The organism is Pseudomonas sp. AC532, assembly GCF_979258965.1.
This window is the reverse complement of sequence record NZ_OZ409888.1, coordinates 4,420,205-4,436,632: the sequence shown is the minus strand read 5'-3', so window position 1 is coordinate 4,436,632 and position 16,428 is coordinate 4,420,205. Positions and strand designations below refer to the sequence as shown.

At 64.9% G+C, this 16,428-nt stretch carries 13 protein-coding genes and 1 tRNA gene; 7 read left to right on the top strand and 7 right to left on the bottom strand.

The features are described from left to right. Positions 1-31 precede the first annotated feature (31 nt). Together ACZ0AV_RS20575 and ACZ0AV_RS20570 are read left to right on the top strand one after the other, a co-directional pair. On the top strand, positions 32-310 hold the full coding sequence (locus tag ACZ0AV_RS20575; RefSeq protein WP_499152739.1) for an antitoxin of toxin-antitoxin stability system: 279 nt from the start codon (positions 32-34) through the stop codon (positions 308-310). Then, positions 307-591 carry a type II toxin-antitoxin system RelE/ParE family toxin gene (locus ACZ0AV_RS20570; RefSeq protein WP_499152738.1) on the top strand — a complete coding sequence of 95 codons (285 nt, stop codon included), beginning with the start codon at positions 307-309 and terminating at the stop codon, positions 589-591. Before ACZ0AV_RS20575 ends, ACZ0AV_RS20570 begins: the two co-directional genes overlap by 4 nt. 93 nt (positions 592-684) lie before the next feature. On the opposite strand, the gene ACZ0AV_RS20565 is transcribed toward ACZ0AV_RS20570, so the two are convergent. Next, positions 685-774 (bottom strand) — tRNA-Ser (locus tag ACZ0AV_RS20565). Between the two features lie 347 nt (positions 775-1,121). Here ACZ0AV_RS20565 and imuA point away from each other — a divergent pair. Genes imuA through ACZ0AV_RS20550 form a run of 3 tightly spaced genes read left to right on the top strand, consistent with a single transcriptional unit; the run spans position 1,122 to position 6,239 of the window. Next, on the top strand, positions 1,122-1,742 hold the full coding sequence (gene imuA / locus ACZ0AV_RS20560) for a translesion DNA synthesis-associated protein ImuA (protein WP_499152737.1): 621 nt from the start codon (positions 1,122-1,124) through the stop codon (positions 1,740-1,742). A gap of 1 nt (position 1,743) precedes the next feature. After that, complete coding sequence (locus ACZ0AV_RS20555; RefSeq protein ID WP_499152736.1) at positions 1,744-3,156, top strand: Y-family DNA polymerase; 1,413 nt, start codon at positions 1,744-1,746, stop codon at positions 3,154-3,156. After that, positions 3,153-6,239, top strand: a complete 3,087-nt coding sequence (locus ACZ0AV_RS20550; RefSeq protein ID WP_499152735.1) for an error-prone DNA polymerase — start codon at positions 3,153-3,155, stop codon at positions 6,237-6,239. Before ACZ0AV_RS20555 ends, ACZ0AV_RS20550 begins: the two co-directional genes overlap by 4 nt. A 233-nt stretch (positions 6,240-6,472) precedes the next feature. On the opposite strand, the gene ACZ0AV_RS20545 is transcribed toward ACZ0AV_RS20550, so the two are convergent. From ACZ0AV_RS20545 to ACZ0AV_RS20520, 6 genes are all read right to left on the bottom strand, one after another. Beyond that, positions 6,473-6,928 carry a GNAT family N-acetyltransferase gene (locus ACZ0AV_RS20545; RefSeq protein ID WP_499152734.1) on the bottom strand — a complete coding sequence of 152 codons (456 nt, stop codon included), beginning with the start codon at positions 6,926-6,928 and terminating at the stop codon, positions 6,473-6,475. Between the two features lie 85 nt (positions 6,929-7,013). Then, positions 7,014-7,442: a group I truncated hemoglobin gene (locus ACZ0AV_RS20540; RefSeq protein ID WP_499152733.1), complete on the bottom strand. Its 429-nt coding sequence runs from the start codon at positions 7,440-7,442 to the stop codon at positions 7,014-7,016. Positions 7,443-7,444: 2 nt separating this feature from the next. Then, positions 7,445-8,290, bottom strand: a complete 846-nt coding sequence (locus ACZ0AV_RS20535) for a DUF3034 family protein (RefSeq protein WP_499153417.1) — start codon at positions 8,288-8,290, stop codon at positions 7,445-7,447. A gap of 17 nt (positions 8,291-8,307) precedes the next feature. Continuing rightward, complete coding sequence (locus ACZ0AV_RS20530) at positions 8,308-10,614, bottom strand: bifunctional diguanylate cyclase/phosphodiesterase (RefSeq protein ID WP_499152732.1); 2,307 nt, start codon at positions 10,612-10,614, stop codon at positions 8,308-8,310. After that, a complete protein-coding gene (locus tag ACZ0AV_RS20525; RefSeq protein ID WP_499152731.1) occupies positions 10,601-11,281 on the bottom strand; it encodes a methylamine utilization protein in 681 nt (226 codons plus the stop codon). The genes ACZ0AV_RS20530 and ACZ0AV_RS20525 overlap by 14 nt, the downstream gene beginning before the upstream one ends. A 190-nt stretch (positions 11,282-11,471) precedes the next feature. Next, complete coding sequence (locus ACZ0AV_RS20520) at positions 11,472-12,224, bottom strand: helix-turn-helix domain-containing protein (protein WP_499152730.1); 753 nt, start codon at positions 12,222-12,224, stop codon at positions 11,472-11,474. Positions 12,225-12,427: 203 nt separating this feature from the next. Between ACZ0AV_RS20520 and lon the strand changes: the two genes are divergently transcribed. Both lon and ACZ0AV_RS20510 read left to right on the top strand, forming a co-directional pair. After that, positions 12,428-14,815 (top strand): endopeptidase La, encoded by a 2,388-nt coding sequence (lon, locus tag ACZ0AV_RS20515; protein ID WP_499152729.1) that lies wholly within the window; start codon positions 12,428-12,430, stop codon positions 14,813-14,815. Between the two features lie 203 nt (positions 14,816-15,018). Further along, entirely contained in the window at positions 15,019-16,275 is a 1,257-nt protein-coding gene (locus ACZ0AV_RS20510; protein WP_499152728.1) for an acyltransferase family protein, read from the top strand. The last annotated feature ends 153 nt before the right edge of the window (positions 16,276-16,428 follow it).

Genomic DNA, 16,428 nt, shown 5'->3' with positions numbered 1-16,428 from the left:
TACGTCGTACACACGACCAGAGGTGTCTGTCATGGCTAAAGAAGCTGTATTCAACCTGAAGCTGGAGCCTGAACTGCGTGACGGATTCATGGCTGCTGCGCAAGCTGCACACCTCCCGGCCTCCCAGGTAATGCGTGACCTCATGCGCGATTACATCAGTCAGCAACAGCAAGCCAAGGCACATGATGAATTCGTTCAACGCAAAGTGACTGCTGCTAGAGCTTCTGTTGAGGCTGGCCGTGGCCGATCCAATGAAGATGTAGAAGCCGCATTCGCTGCACGCCGTGCAAAGGCATTGGGACACGAATGAAGGTTATCTGGACGCCCGAAGCTGAGCAGGATCGTTTGGATATATGGGACTACATTGCGACAGATAACCCTCCAGCAGCCGTACGCATGGATGAGCTATTCAGTGCTGCTGCAGCATCCTTGAAGGTGTTCCCTGACAAGGGCAAGTTGGGGCAGATCGTCGGCACCCGCGAACTGATTCCCCACGAAAACTACCGGCTCGTCTATCAGACTGAAAATGATGCGGTCTGGATTCTCGCACTGGTGCATGTCGCCAGGATGTGGCCCCCGCTCAAGGGTTGAGCGATAAGCCACAGGGGCTTTCGACAGTCGGTATGCCCTGAAAAGCAAAAGCCCCCGAAACTCTAGGAATTTCAGGGGCTTAGGCTTGAGATATGGCGGGAAGATAGGGATTTGAACCCTAGGTACCATCGCTGATACAACGGATTTCGAATCCGTCCCGTTCGGCCACTCCGGCATCTTCCCAGGCGGCGCGCATGATATCAGTAGAAATCGCTTTGGCGAAGCCCGTCTGGCGATTTTTTTCGCTTGGTTTCAATTGCTTGCCTCGATCTGCCTGGCAATGGCTCACGCCAAACACGCTTGCTAACGGCCCCAGGCCTTGTGGGTGAAGCCTCCCAGGCCATCGAGGCATTGAACGACTTGGCGCCTCAGGCCGTATGGAACCTACTGCGCTCGGTCATGCGGCCTGGTCTGCCTCCGACTTGCTATCGATCGAGCAGAGTGCGAAGCGATCCACTCGGCGGATGCTGGCTTGTCGCCTGCGCAAAATACTGTACATTTGAACAGTATTTTTCTGCCGTCCGATTGCCATGTCTTCTGTCGTCGCCCTCGATCATTTGCTCAATGAACGCCGTATCTGGCGTGGCCAGAGCATTGTCGCGCCTAGCGGTCATCAGCCTACGGGCAACCCTGTGCTGGATGCAGCACTGCCAGGCGGGGGCTGGCCGGAGGCGGCGTTGAGTGAGCTGCTGGTGGCGGCCCCGGGTGTGGGTGAGTTGCGCCTGCTGCTGGCCACGCTGGCGCGTTTGAGCGGTGCGGGGGAGCGGGTGGTGCTGGTTGCTCCGCCTTACCTGCCCTACCCCGCCGCCTGGCTGGCGGCTGGAGTGGAGATGGCGCAGTTGGCGCTGATCCAGGCGCCCGCCCGCGAGGCTCTGTGGGCAGCCGAGCAGTGTTTGCGTTCAGGCAGTTGCGGCGCCGTGGTGCTCTGGCCTCAGCGCGCCGATGACCGCGCCCTGCGCCGCCTGCAGATCGCCGCGGAAACCGGGCAGACCCTGGCCTTCGCCTACCGCCCGCTGAACGAGGCGCAGAACCCTTCGCCCGCGGCCTTGCGCCTGACCATCGAGGCGCAGCCGGCCCAGGTGCGCGTGCTCAAGTGCCGTGGCGGACAGCCGCCGGCGCGCGCGTTTCCCCTGAGCGCCTGGGGTCGATGACATGCGCTGGGCCTGCATTCTGCTGCCACAACTGGCCATGGACGGGATGTTGCGTGGCCGTGAAGACAGCGACACGCCGCTGGTGCTGCTCAGCGGCCCGCCGCAGCGCCGGCTGCTGCAAGCGGTCACACCCTCGGCGCGGGCGCTTGGCTTGCGCCCCGGGCAGACGCTGACCGCCGCGCAGTCGCTCAATTGCGCCTTTGCCAGCGCCGAGTATGACCCGGCCCAGATCGAGCGCTGGCGCACCTTCCTGGCTGCCTGGGCCTATGGTTTCAGCTCTCAGGTGAGCCTGCATTACCCACGCTGCCTGCTGTTGGAGGTGCACTCCAGCCTTGCCCTGTTTGGCCCCTGGCCACGGTTCGAGGCGCGGTTGCGCGAGGAGCTGACCGCGCTGGGCTTTCGGCACCGCATCACCCTGGCGCACAACCCGGCCGCGGCGCGGATGCTCGCCAACCTGCATGACGGCCTGGTGGTGAGCGACGAACAGGCGCTGCGCCAGCGCATCGCGGCCATGCCGCTGGACCGTATCGGCCTGCCTGCCGAGCTGGCTACCGCGCTGGCCCGCATGGGCCTGCGCCAGGTGCGCCAGTTGCAGGCGCTGCCGCGTGACAGCCTGGCGCGACGCTTTCCCGCTGAGCTGCTTGTGCAACTGGATACGCTAATGGGCGTGCGCCCGCTGGCGCTGGACTATTACCGGCCACCGGATGTGTTCGATGCGCGCCTGGAGCTGCACTTCGAGGTCGAGTCGACCCAGGCGCTGCTGTTTCCGCTGCGCCGTCTGACGGCCGACCTGGCCGCCTACCTGGCGGGCCGGGATTGTGGCGTACAGCGCTTCGTGGTGCACCTGGAGCACCGCGTGGGCGATGACAGCCAGGTGCCGGTCGGCCTGCTCAGCGCCGAACGGGAGGCGGCCATGCTGCTGGAGTACACCCGCGGCCGCCTGGAGCAGGTGCAACTGCCTGCACCGGTACTGGCGATCCGCTTGGTGGCTCGTGATCTGCCGGTGTTCGTGCCGCAGCACCAGGCGCTGTTCGACGAGCGCCCGCAGCAGACCCTGGGCTGGGAGCAGTTGCGCGAACGCCTGCGCGCCCGCCTGGGTGACGACGCCGTGCATGGCCTGAACGCCCACGCCGACCATCGCCCGGAAAAAGCCTGGCGCACGCAGACGGTCAGCAGTTCGCTGACCCGCCACAGCGGCGCGCGCCCCACCTGGCTGCTGGCGGAACCGCAGGTGCTGCGCGAAGCCGGGCTGCGCATTCTCACAGGGCCGGAGCGCATCGAGTCCGGCTGGTGGGATGGCGAGGACGTACGCCGCGACTATTACCTGGTGGAAACCCGCAATGGCCAGCGCGGCTGGGCGTTTCGCAGCGTTGGTGAAGACGGCCCCCTGCTGCTGCACGGGTGGTTCGCATGAGCCCGCCCGAGTATGCCGAGCTGCACTGCCTGTCGAACTTCAGCTTCCAGCGTGGCGCCTCAAGCGCCGATGAGTTGTTCGAGCGCGCGCGCCTGCTCGGCTACCGCGCGCTGGCGATCACCGATGAATGCACCCTGGCCGGCATCGTGCGTGCCTGGCAGGCCGCCAGGAAGCATGAAGTCGCCTTGATCGTCGGCAGTGAAATGACGCTGGAGAACGGCGCCCGGCTGGTCCTGCTGGCAGAAAACCTGAGCGGCTATCAGGCGCTCTGCGGGCTGATCACCCGCGCCCGACGGCGGGCGGAGAAAGGCCGTTACCGGCTGCTGGATGATGACTTGCCCGCGGCGCCCGAAGGCTTGCTGGCCATTTGGCTGCCCCGCCCGGAGGATGACAGCAGCACTGGCGCCTGGCTGCAGGCACGCTTGCCCGAGTGCCTGTGGTTGGGTGTGGAGCTGCACCGTGGCGCCGATGACCCGGCCTACCTGCAGCAGTGCCTGAGCCTGGCCGGGCAGCTGGGTATCGCGCCAGTCGCTTGCGGCGATGTGCACATGCATGCCCGCGGCCGCCGCGCCCTGCAGGACTGCATGACGGCGATCCGTCACCACCTGCCGGTGGCCGAAGCCGGCGCCCACCTGTTCGCCAATGGCGAGCGGCACCTGCGCCGCCGCGAGGAACTGGCAGAGCTGTACCCGCCGCGGTTGCTGGCTGAAACCCTGCGCATTGCCGAGCGCTGCCGGTTCGACCTCGACGCCCTCAAGTATCACTATCCCCATGAGCTGGTGCCGGCTGGCCACGACGCCAGTTCCTGGCTGCGCACGCTGGTCGAGGACGGCATCCGCTGGCGCTGGCCTGGCGGCATCAGTGAAAAGGTACGCGCCCAGATAGAGAAAGAACTCTCGCTGATCGGCGAACTGCAGTACGAAAGCTATTTCCTTACCGTGCACGACATCGTGCGCTTCGCCCGTGAGCAGTCGATTCTCTGCCAGGGACGAGGCTCGGCGGCCAACTCTTCGGTGTGCTTCACCCTCGGCATCACCGAGCTGGACCCGATGGCGGGTAACAGCCGGCTGTTGTTCGAACGCTTCCTGTCCCGCGAGCGCAACGAGCCGCCCGATATCGACGTGGATTTCGAGCATGACCGTCGCGAGGAGGTCATCCAGTACGTGTTCCGCCGCTATGGCCGCGAGCGGGCGGCGCTTACCGCGGTGGTCAGCACCTATCACGGCGCCGGGGCGATTCGCGATGTCGCCAAGGCGCTGGGCTTGCCGCCGGACCAGATCAACGCCCTGGCCGCCTGCTGCGGGCGCTGGAGCGACCGCATTCCTGATGCCGAACGCCTGCGTGAAGCGGGCTTCGACCCGCAGAGCAAGGTGCTGCACCGCGTGCTGGTGCTGGCGGGCGAGCTGATCGGCTTTCCGCGCCACCTCTCGCAGCACCCGGGCGGCTTCGTGATTTCCGAGAACCCGCTGGACACCCTGGTGCCCGTGGAAAACGCCAGCATGGCCGACCGCACGGTGATCCAGTGGGACAAGGACGACCTCGACGCCATCGGCCTGCTCAAGGTCGATGTGCTGGCCCTGGGCATGCTCAGCGCCCTGCGCCGCTGCTTCGACCTGCTGGCGCACTACCGCGGCAAACGCTGGACACTGGCCAGCCTGCCGCCGGAAGACCCGGCCACCTACCAGATGATCAGCCGCGCGGACACCGTGGGCGTGTTCCAGATCGAGTCCCGCGCGCAGATGGCCATGCTGCCACGCCTGCGGCCAAAGACCTTCTACGACCTGGTGATCCAGGTGGCCATCGTGCGGCCGGGGCCGATTCAGGGCGATATGGTGCACCCCTACCTGCGCCGTCGTAACAATGAGGAAGAGGTGACCTACCCCTCCGAAGAACTGAAGCCGGTATTCGAGCGCACCCTGGGCGTACCGCTATTCCAGGAACAAGTGATGGAGCTGGCAATCATCGCCGCCGACTACACCCCGGGCGAGGCCGACGAATTGCGCCGTTCCATGGCCGCCTGGAAGCGCCACGGCGGCCTGGAGCCACACCGCAAGCGGCTGACAGAGCGCATGCTCGAGAAAGACTATCCCCTCGAATACATCGGCCGCATCTTCGAGCAGATCAAGGGTTTCGGCAGCTATGGCTTTCCCGAATCCCATGCGGCCAGTTTCGCCCTGCTTACTTATGCCAGTTGCTGGCTCAAGTGCCATGAGCCGGCGGCCTTCGCCTGCGCGCTGATCAACAGCTGGCCGATGGGCTTCTACAACCCGGACCAGGTGCTGCAGGACGCCCGCCGCCACGGCTTGCGCATTCATCCGGTGGACGTGCGCCACAGCCAGTGGGACTGCACCCTGGAAGCCATCGACAAACCGCAACCGGCGATCCGTCTCGGTCTGCGCCTGGTCAAAGGGTTTCGCCAGGATGCGGCGCAACGCATCGTCGCTGCCCGCAGCGTTGCGCCCTTCCACGACATCACCGACCTGTGCCAGCGCGCCACGCTGGATAATAACGCCCGCGCGCGATTGGCCGATGCCGGCGCGTTGCAGGCACTGGTTGGCCATCGCCACCAGGCGCGCTGGGCCATCGCCGGCGTGGAGCCGCAATTGCCGCTGTTCGCCAGCCTGCCGGCGCCAACGGAAACCGCCATCGCCCTGCCACGCCCCAGCGTCGGCGAAAACCTGCTGACCGATTACGCGACGCTGGGCACCACGCTCGGCCCGCACCCGCTGTCCTTGCTGCGCGGCAAGCTGCGTGCGGCCCGCTGCCGCAGTCGTCGCGAGCTGCAGCACGTGGAGCCTGGGCGGATGGTCAGCGTGGCTGGCCTGGTCATCGGCCGCCAGCGCCCGCAAACCGCCAGCGGGGTGACCTTCGTCACCCTCGAAGACGAGTTTGGCATGATCAACGTGCTGGTGCGCCTGGACCTCGCCGAGCGCCAACGCAAGACGCTACTGCAGGCTCAATTGCTGCGCATCGACGGCCACCTGGAAGCCGCCAACGGCGTGCAGCATGTGATCGCCGGCCGGCTGGTCGACCTGACCGACTGGCTATTGGGGCTGGATGTACGCAGTCGGGACTTCCACTGAGCGGTGGTGGGCGGCAGCGGGCCGCCTTTGTCGTTCGGCTGCAGGCTTGATGGGCTGGCGCCCATCCTGCGGGCTGCTGATTTCGCAAGGTTGTGGGAACGGGCGGGGCGCCTAGTTCACTACTGTGGGAACGGGCCATGCCCGTGAGCTTTTCGCGCGCATGGCGCGCTCCCACATTCCAGCCCCCACACAAGGTGAGCCTGGCATACCAGATCGTGCCGTAGCGCTGTCGCTTACAGCGTGCGGCGCATGCCGATGTGCGGGATATCGTCTTCCAGGTATTCGTCGGTCACCGCGGCGAAACCGTAGCGCCCGTAGTAACCCTGCAGGTGCGCCTGGGCGGACAGGTAGACCGGCACGCCCGGCCAGCGCTGGGCACAGGCCAGCAACGCCTGCTCCATCATGCCGTGACCAAGCCCGGTGCCGCGTGCGCTGGCGGCGGTGACTACACGGCCGATGACCACATCACCCTGACTGAGCGCGGGGTCGAGCAGGCGCAGGTAGGCCACCAGTTCATCGCCCTGCCAGCCCAGCAGATGGCAGGTATCGCCTTCGAGATCACGGCCGTCGACTTCCAGGTACGGGCAGTTCTGCTCGACGACGAACACCTGGGTACGCAGCGCCAGGGCGGCGTACAGCTCGTGTTTGCTCAGATCGGCGTGGTGTTTGCAGTGCCAGGTAACGGACATGAGCGGCTCGCGGAAAAATAGGCAGAAAGACGGCAGCGACTTTAAGCCTATTTGCTCAACGAGAAAACAAACGCGGCACAGCGCCTCACTTAGCGATGATTTGCCCGCGCAAGGCTGCCAGGCGCGCCACCAGACGGTTCTGGGTAGGCGTCGGCACGCCCTCGCTGTCCATCGCGGCCTGCAGGTTTTCGACCAGGGCATTGAAATGGCTCGGCGTGAGGCTCTGGCCCTTGTGGCTTTCCTCCAGCGTGTCGCCGGTATACACACATGGCCCGCCGGCAATCACGCAGAATTTGTCGACCAGCTTGTCGCGCAGCCCGGCAATATCGACACGGGTGAAGAACTGCACGATGCGCTCGTCGCCGGCCACGTTGAGCAGCATGCCCTCGACGATGCGGGTGATGCCAGGCTTCTCGCCCAGTTCACGGTACAGGCTGTCGTCCGTGGCGGGCTGTTGAGCACAGCCGACCAGAAGCACCAGGGAAAAAAACGCCAGGCAGAGTGAACGCAGCATGCTCAGAAGCTCCCCTGCACGGACAGATAGGCACCGTTCTGATCATCCAGCGTGGCGATCTCGCCCAGCCGCGCATACGCCAGCACGATGGCCAGGTGCTTGTTGGGGAAATAACCGACGAACAGGTCGGCCCAGTCGCTCTCCCCGGAAAAATTGAGATTGTCCGGCTTCTCGCGGTACTCCACGCCCACCGCCCAGTAGCGGTTGAGCAGCACCGCCACGGAGCCTTCCTTGAGCACCGAATGACGGTCCCGGCGGTCGCCGCCGAAGCCCAGCAGCCCGAGCTCGTTGGCGCGGCTGTAGCGCACGCCACCGTTGAGCAGCAAGTTGTAGCCGAAGGCCCCGCCAAGAATCAGCCGGCTGGCGGTCAGGTAGCCTTCGGTGTCTTCGTTGCGCTGCGCGCCGATCAGGCTGGGAATCAGGAAATCCTTCTGACGCTTGTGCTGAATACCCAGCGACACCTGGGGAAGCTGGTCGTAGATGAGGTCTCCGAACAGCCGCACTTTGAGGCCGAAGATATCCTGGCTGAGGCTGTTCTCGGGCAGGCTCAAATCGCGCGCCAGGTTGCCCAGGTCGAGGCGCTGGCGAGCGTAGGACAGCTCGATGCGATTGCCATAGGCCGCGGCCACACCGGCCACGTCGAGCCGATAGTCGCCAGTTTCCACGCGCGTGGCGAACACGTCCGCGCCCCACTCGCCCTGCTCGCCATACCCGGACAGCACCGCCCACGGCGTGATGCCGCCGCCAGCAGCGCCTTCCAGGCTGGTGGCGCCACCGGTAACGAGCAAACGCCCGTCGCCCGCCACCGCTGCACTGGTGAACAGGCCGAACAGGAGTGCGCCGGTCAGTTGAAGTAAGGCCACGATCAATACACCAGAGAAACGGGGGACGTTAACGGCCGCTGCATCCAGGCCTCGAAGGCCTCGGGCGCCAGTGGCCGGCTGATCAGGTAACCCTGCACGCTGTCGCAATGCCAGCGGTCGAGCAGGTCCAGGCTGCGCTGCAGTTCGACGCCCTCGGCCACCACTTTGAGGCCAAGGCTATGGCTCATCTCGATGGTCGAGCGCACGATCACCGCGTCTTCGCTGGTGTCGTGCAGGTCGCGGATGAAGGTCTGGTCGATCTTCAACTCCTGCACCGGCATGCGCTTGAGCTGCGCCAGTGACGAATACCCCGTGCCGAAGTCGTCCACCGACAGGCCGATGCCTTTGTCGCGCAGGCCGTGCAGCACCTGCAGGGCTACCGCGGGGTTGAGCATCACGCCGCTTTCGGTGATCTCGAAGATCAGCTGCGAGGCGTCGACCTGATAATGCGCCAGCAAGCGAGCGACGCGCAGCGGCAAATCGGGATCCACCAGATCCTCGGTGGAGATGTTCAACGACAGCTGCACGCTGTACCCGCGCTGGCGCCATTGCTGCAACTGCCGCACGCCCTCCTCGATCACCCAGGCGGTGAGTATCTGGATGCTGCCGGTACGCTCGGCCAGCGGAATGAATTCACCCGGCGACACCATGCCCAGCACCGGGTGCTGCCAGCGCAGCAGGCCTTCGGCCTGGAGCTTCGCCGGGTTGCGAATATCCAGCTTGGGTTGGTAGTGCAGCAGCAGCTCGCCCTGTTGCGCCGCACGGCGCAGGTCGCGGATCAGCTGCACCTGGCGCTGCTGGGCGGCATCCAGGCCGCTCTCGTACAGTTGAATGCGCCCGGCCAGATGCCCGGCGTCCTGCATGGCGACGGCAGCGCGGCGCAGCAAATCCTCGGGCGTTGTGCCATCGGCCGGATAGGCCGCGATGCCGATACGGCAGTCCAGGGCGATGTCCACATTATCGACCCGGAACGGCTTCATCGAGAGTTGCTGGACGCGGTCGGCAGTGGCCACGGCATTGTCGATGTCGCTGCCCTCGAGGAGCAGAACGAACTCGTCACCGACCATGCGCGCCAGGCTGTCGGCGGGCCGCAGCACCACTTTCAGGCGATTGGCCAATTGCTGCATGACGCGGTCGCCGCCGCCTGCCTCGCAGCTCTCGCAGACCGTGCGGAAGTTTCCGATACCCAGATACAGCAAGGCGATGTGGCGGTCTGCGGCGATGGCACTGCCCAGGCGCTCCAGCGCCAGGTTACGGTTGGGCAAGCCGGTCAGCGAGTCGTGCAAGGCATTATGCGCCAGTTGCCGCTCACGCTCGGCAAGTGCCTGCTGCATGCTGTGAAACGCCTTGGCCAGGCTACCCAGTTCATCACCGCGGTTGAGCGCCAGCGGCACATCGTAGTCACCCTGCCCGACCCGCTCGGCAGCACCTGCCAGGTGGCGGATCGGCCGCGACAGGCTGCGCGCCAGCAGCAGCGCCCCGACCAGCGAGGCCAGCAACGCGGCCACGGCGATCAGCAGGATTTTCTGGTTGAGCGCGGCCACCGAGCCGCGGGCCTGCTCGAGTGAGCGCTGCAACAGCGCCTGCACCCGGAAGCCCTCGCCGCTGGCGAGCACCAGGCGCTGCACCAGAAAGGGCTCGCCGCCATGCAGCACTTCGCCGCTGTCGCCCTCGAAGGCAATCATCGGCATGTCGTCCAGGGTGCTCACGCGCACGTCGGGCTGGCCGTCCATGCTGCCGGTGAGGGTCAGGTCAAGATGGGTCAGCTGGTTCAGCTCGCGGGCGAAGCTGTCGTCGATGGCGAAGCCCATGATCAGGCGGGCAATGGGCAGCGGCGCGCTGATGGTGGCCTGCACCAGCAGGTAGATGCTGCCGTCGAAGGGCATCAGGAAGCTTTGGCCCTGGCGGCCCACCTGCGCGTTGATCTGCTCGGCGCGTGGCGCCGACAGCGGCGTCAGCGTGCTGGCAGACAGTTTGCCGTCCATGTCGAACATCATCACCACGCCGGCATTGATGCGCGCGCCATGGTTGAACAATGCCGAACGGATGGTCGCCTCGTCGCCGCTGGCCACTGCCTCGCGAAAGCCGAAGTCGGTGGTCAGGACCTGCACCGCATCCCTGAGCTGACGTGCGTGCACATCCAGCAGTTGGCCGAACACGCCGGTGCCGACGTCCAGTTGTTCGCGGGCCTGGGTGCGAATCGAGGCAGTGGTCGCCGCCTGCACGGCAAAGTACAGCGCACCGACCACCACGAGCAGCAGCAGGATCAGCACACTGGCGATGCGGGCCTGGAAACTAGTGCGAACCATGTTCCACGGCTTTCTTGAAGGCGTCGCCGAAGGCACTGGGCGGCGCACCCGGTGGCTCGGTTTCGCTGGGCGCCTCGACGGGCAGTTGGAAGCGTTGCTGCACGGTGCTCGCCTCGACCTTCAGGGTACCTGCAGCCTGCGGCCGCATGTCCGGCAAGGCCGCGTGCCACAGGGTGACGCGATACTCACCGGCCGGCAGGTTGTCGATGAGCACCTTGCCTGCGGCATCGCTGACGGCGAACCAGGGGTCGTCGGTGATGTACACGTAACCGACCATCCAGTCGTGGATGTTGCAGCCCAGCACCACCAGGCCGGGTTTGTCGAACACCACCGGCGCGCTGGGCGTGCCCTGGTACAGGCGCAGTTCGAAACGCTTGGGGGCCGAGAACGAATAGACGTGGTGGCGGATGTCGTCGCGGTTCGGGAAGGTCACCGAGGTGCCGCTGCGCACGGCCAGTACGGTAGGCACGAAGCGCATATCCTGCTGGTCCATAACCGCCTTGCCAGGGGCAGCGGCACCATCGGCCGGGCCCTGCAGGGTGATCACCGTATTGGCCAGCGGCGCGCCTTTGGCGTCCACCAGTTCGCCTTGCAGGCTGGCGGCCTCGGCGACGGCCAGGGAACCGACCAGCCAGAGGTGCAACGCGAAGAGAAACCTTTTGGTCATGAGAACCCGTCCAGAACACGCCAGCCTTGTAGCGGGGCCGAGCCGCACCACCCTGCTGGGTGGCCTGCGAGAAAGATTAGCTGCCCATGTGAATAACTTCACGCTTTATTCAAGGCGATAATGTCAAAACGCCACCAAGCCTGGCAGTACAGACGAAAAGCCGTCGTTCGAGCGCTCGTTCGAGAGGGATTTATTCGCTGCCGCGCAGGCGCTTGGGCGTCAGGCCCATGTAGCGACGCATGGCGGTGGTCAGCGCACTCTGGCTGGAAAACCCACATTCCTCGGCGATACGGACCAGCGGCAGGCCGCTCTCGCGCAGCAGCCGCGTGGCGCGGTCGAGGCGAGTCTTGAGCAGGTACTGGTGCGGCGTTAAGCCGACGCTGTCCTTGAACTGGGCGTGGAAATGGCTCGGGCTCAGGCAGGCGACATGGGCCAGTTCCGCCACGCTGATGCGCCTCGCCAGGTTGTCGGCGATGTAACCGTCAAGGCGCTGCACATCCATCGTCCCATGGCTGCGTGCGGCCGATTCGCCGAACAACCGCAGGTGCAGGGCCCGCAGCAGCACGCCGCCCAGCGAGCGTGCCAGCAGCGGGTCGCTGCCATAGCGCTCCAGTTCGGCGCCGGCATAACAGAGCAGATGCTGGAAGTCGGCATCGAGTTGCGGGTAGCGCGGGGTGTCGAACAGATGTTCGAGCAGCTGCAGGTCCTCGGCGGACATGTCCTGATCGTTGAGGTCGACGATCAGCATGCGGTTGTCACCGATGCCGGCGAACTGGTGATCGGCATCGCCGGGCACCAGGCAGGCACGCATCCGGCACACTTCGCCGCCGCGGCCCACCACCTCGAACTCGGCACGCCCGGACACCGACATCACCAGTTGATGGTGGTCGTGGGTGTGTTCGTGGGCCTGATCGTCAAGGCGCATGAGGCGGGCGTTGAGCATGGGACGCAACTCGGTAGGCGACTCGCGCACTCTACCGCGTTGCCTGCAAAAACTGTATGGGCCACGACCGATGGAGGCCCGCTTTCACCAACGACACACCCGGTATGCATTCGCCACGGCGCAAGGCGGCGGCGCAGCGAATAAATGTTGAAAAAAGCCGGCAGCCCCCCATCTAACACTCAACGTGAAAAGACAGGTGCCGCATGAACGAACCGCAAGATATCGAGATCGCTTCGGAGCAGACCAGCCACAGCCTGATGCTGCCCGGCCAGAACCTGCCGGACAAACTCTATGTGATTCCGATCCACAATCGGCCGTTCTTCCCGGCGCAGGTGCTGCCGGTCATCGTCAACGAGGAGCACTGGGCAGAAACCCTCGAACTGGTCAGCAAGACCGAACACCGCACCCTGGCGCTGTTCTATGTCGACCAGCCGGTCACCGACCCGCGCCATTTCGACACCTCCACCCTGCCCGAGCACGGTACCGTGGTGCGCATCCACCATGTCAGCAATGACGACGGCAAGCTGCAGTTCGTTGCCCAGGGCCTGACCCGCGTGCGCATTCGCGGCTGGCTCAAGCATCATCGCCCGCCCTACCTGGCCGAGGTCGACTACCCGCGCAACGCCAACGACGGGCGCGACGAGGTAAAGGCCTACGGCATGGCCCTGATCAACGTGATCAAGGAACTGCTGCCGCTCAACCCGCTGTACAACGAGGAGCTGAAAAACTACCTCAATCGCTTCAGCCCCAACGACCCGTCGCCGCTCACCGACTTCGCGGCGGCGCTGACCACGGCGCAGTCGAAGGTACTGCAGGAAGTGCTCGACACCGTGCCGATCCTCAAGCGCATGGAAAAGGTGCTGCCGTTGCTGCGCAAGGAAGTGGAAGTGGCGCGCCTGCAGCACGAGCTGTCCGCCGAGGTGAACCGGGCCGTGGGCGAGCACCAGCGTGAGTTCTTTCTCAAGGAACAGCTGAAGATCATCCAGCAGGAGCTGGGCATCACCAAGGATGACCGCAGCGCCGACGCCGAACAGTTCAGCCAGCGCCTGGAGGGCAAGACCTTGCCCGATCAGGCGCGCAAACGCATCGACGAGGAAATGAACAAGCTGTCGGTGCTGGAAACCGGCTCGCCGGAATATTCGGTGACGCGCAATTACCTGGACTGGGCGACCAACGTGCCCTGGGGCGTGTTCGGCAAGGACAAGCTCGACCTCAAGCACGCGCGCAAGGTGCTCGACGATCACCACGCAGGCATGGACGACATCAAGGAGCGCATCACCGAGTTCCTCGCCGTGGGCGCCTTCAAGGGCGAGATCGCCGGCTCCATCGTGCTACTGGTCGGCCCCCCGGGCGTGGGCAAGACCAGCATCGGCAAATCCATCGCCGAATCCCTGGGCCGCCCGTTCTACCGCTTCTCCGTCGGCGGCATGCGCGACGAGGCCGAGATCAAGGGCCACCGCCGCACTTATATAGGTGCGCTGCCCGGCAAGCTGGTGCAGGCGCTCAAGGACGTGGAGGTGATGAACCCGGTGATCATGCTCGACGAGATCGACAAGATGGGCAGCAGCTTCCAGGGCGACCCGGCCTCGGCGCTGCTGGAAACCCTCGACCCGGAGCAGAACGTCGAATTCCTCGACCATTACCTGGACCTGCGCCTGGACCTCTCCAAGGTGCTGTTCGTGTGCACCGCCAATACTTTGGATTCGATTCCCGGCCCGCTGCTCGACCGCATGGAAGTGATTCGCCTGTCCGGCTACATCACCGAGGAAAAGCTGGCCATCGCCAAGCGCCATCTGTGGCCCAAGCAATTGGACAAGGCCGGCGTATCGGCCAAGCAACTGACCATCAGCGACAGCGCCCTGCGCGCGCTGATCGAAGGCTATGCCCGTGAAGCGGGGGTCCGCCAGCTGGAAAAGCAGCTCGGCAAACTGGTGCGCAAGGCGGTGGTCAAGCTGCTCGAAGAGCCGCAGACCAAGGTCAAGATCGCTGCCAAGGACCTGGAACAGTACCTCGGCATGCCGGTTTTTCGCAGTGAGCAGGTGCTCTCCGGTATCGGCGTGATCACTGGCCTGGCCTGGACCAGCATGGGCGGCGCCACGCTGCCGATCGAGGCAACGCGCATCCACACCCTGAACCGCGGCTTCAAGCTCACCGGCCAGCTCGGCGAGGTGATGAAGGAATCAGCGGAAATCGCCTACAGCTACATCAGCTCGAACCTGAAGACCTACAAGGGCGACCCGACCTTCTTCGACCAGGCCTCCGTGCATGTGCACGTTCCCGAGGGTGCCACGCCCAAGGACGGCCCGAGCGCTGGCGTCACCATCGCCAGCGCGCTGCTCTCCCTGGCACGCGACAAGGCGCCGAAAAAAGGCGTGGCCATGACGGGTGAGCTGACCCTCACCGGCCAGGTGCTGGCCATTGGCGGCGTACGCGAGAAAGTCATCGCGGCGCGGCGCCAGAAAATCCATGAACTGATCCTTCCGGAAGCCAACCGCGGCTCCTACCAGGAACTGCCGGAGTACCTCAAGGAAGGCATCACCGTGCATTTCGCCAAGCGCTTCAGTGATGTCGCCAAGGTGCTCTTCGACTGACCGTCCCGCGCGGTAGGCTGCCCGACATGGGCAGCCTACCGCAGCGCTGCGCCGCCCCGCCTCCTGCCGCCCCGGCAAATCAGATAGATCGAAACGCGATTGACGCTGTCAGAAGCTGACCCCGCTGCCGCAAGGCTGCGCAGCTCCGCCGTCTGCGCAGGCCGCCGAGTGCCCGGGAGTTGGTCGATATAAGGAGAACGGGAATGACCCGAACCGACAAGGAACACTTCATCGGGCTCGAATGGCTGCGTTTCATACTCGGCCTGTACATCGTGGTCTTCCATACCCTGCACAACTACCCCGAACAGAAGCTGCCGATCATCAAGCAGCTCAGCGGCGTGGGTTTCTTCGCCACCAGCACCTTCTTCGTGCTCTCCGGCTTTCTGCTCGCCCACGTGTATTGCAAGCGCGGTGTGCTGCGCGAACCGGCAGTGAGCTTCTGGAGCAAGCGCTTCGCCAACCTGTATCCGCTGCACATCTTTTCCCTGCTGCTGACCATTTCCGTCATCTTCGTCATCAGCAGCCTGGGCATCCCGCCGGACGACACAAAGGCCAGCATTCGCTTCGTGGTGTACGACACCAACGAGGACATGAGCGAGATCTCCCGCGCCACGCTCGAACATTTCATGAGCAACGGCGAGCTGGCATTCAACAGCGCACTGCAACTGCTGATGCTGCAGGCCTGGAACCCCTTCTACCTGACCTTCAATGCGCCCTTGTGGTCGATTTCCACCCTGTTCTTTTTCTACCTCACCTTTCCCTTCGTGGCGCCGCGCCTGGCGCGCCTCAAGCACAAGGTGCTGTGGCTGGGCGTGCTCACCCTTATCTACATGATTCCGCCGGCGCTGGTCATTCTCAATGGTGACTATGGCATGCCGTTCACCGGCATTCTGCACCGCAACCCACTGGTGCGGCTGCCAGAGTTTCTTGCCGGGATCCTCGCCTATGGCCTGTTCCGTGACATGAAGGACGCTGGTCGCACGCCAGGCGCTGGCGGCATCGGGCTGATGATCGCCAGTGTGCTGGCCTGTTTCCTGGGCGCAGCCTGGTTGATCGAGGGTCCGCAATTTTGGTATTACCTGCTGCATAACGGTCTGCTGATGCCCGTGCAGATCATGCTGATCTACATCTGCGCCCTCGCGCCGTCGCCGAGCAGCGAGCCGCTGCAGCGGTGGTCGCAGCGCCTGGGCGCGGCCTCGCTGCCGCTGTTCGTGCTGCACGTGCCAGCCTTCACGCTGTTCTCACGTTCGGAAATGCTAGTGGGCGTGGCATCCGGCGACTGCTTCGCAGACTGGGCGCAGTGCGCCGTGCAGGCCGGCGAACAGACCCCGTCGATCGTTTTCTACCCACTGTACCTGCTGCTCACGGTGATCCTCTGTGTGTGGGCCCAGGAGAACGCCGTGGTGCCGACGCGCAAACGCCTCCTCAAATGGCTGCCCGTGCAACGCAAAACCGCCTGAGGGCCCCTCCACTGCATGCCTGGCCCAGCACTGGCCGCGAGTGGCCTTGGCGGCCCGGCGCGGCACTGCTCTCTGCCCCTGCCCTGGCTAAAGCCAGGGTTGCGGGCCAGGCACGCACAGTGATGGAGCCTGGCCCGGCCATCGATGGCAGGT

Coding starts and splice junctions, on each gene's coding strand:
- ACZ0AV_RS20575 (WP_499152739.1), top strand. CDS start 32: ATGGCTAAAGAAGCTGTATTCAACCTGAAGCTGGAGCCTGAACTGCGT.
- ACZ0AV_RS20570 (WP_499152738.1), top strand. CDS start 307: ATGAAGGTTATCTGGACGCCCGAAGCTGAGCAGGATCGTTTGGATATA.
- imuA (WP_499152737.1), top strand. CDS start 1,122: ATGTCTTCTGTCGTCGCCCTCGATCATTTGCTCAATGAACGCCGTATC.
- ACZ0AV_RS20555 (WP_499152736.1), top strand. CDS start 1,744: ATGCGCTGGGCCTGCATTCTGCTGCCACAACTGGCCATGGACGGGATG.
- ACZ0AV_RS20550 (WP_499152735.1), top strand. CDS start 3,153: ATGAGCCCGCCCGAGTATGCCGAGCTGCACTGCCTGTCGAACTTCAGC.
- ACZ0AV_RS20545 (WP_499152734.1), bottom strand. CDS start 6,928: ATGTCCGTTACCTGGCACTGCAAACACCACGCCGATCTGAGCAAACAC.
- ACZ0AV_RS20540 (WP_499152733.1), bottom strand. CDS start 7,442: ATGCTGCGTTCACTCTGCCTGGCGTTTTTTTCCCTGGTGCTTCTGGTC.
- ACZ0AV_RS20530 (WP_499152732.1), bottom strand. CDS start 10,614: ATGGTTCGCACTAGTTTCCAGGCCCGCATCGCCAGTGTGCTGATCCTG.
- ACZ0AV_RS20525 (WP_499152731.1), bottom strand. CDS start 11,281: ATGACCAAAAGGTTTCTCTTCGCGTTGCACCTCTGGCTGGTCGGTTCC.
- ACZ0AV_RS20520 (WP_499152730.1), bottom strand. CDS start 12,224: ATGCTCAACGCCCGCCTCATGCGCCTTGACGATCAGGCCCACGAACAC.
- lon (WP_499152729.1), top strand. CDS start 12,428: ATGAACGAACCGCAAGATATCGAGATCGCTTCGGAGCAGACCAGCCAC.
- ACZ0AV_RS20510 (WP_499152728.1), top strand. CDS start 15,019: ATGACCCGAACCGACAAGGAACACTTCATCGGGCTCGAATGGCTGCGT.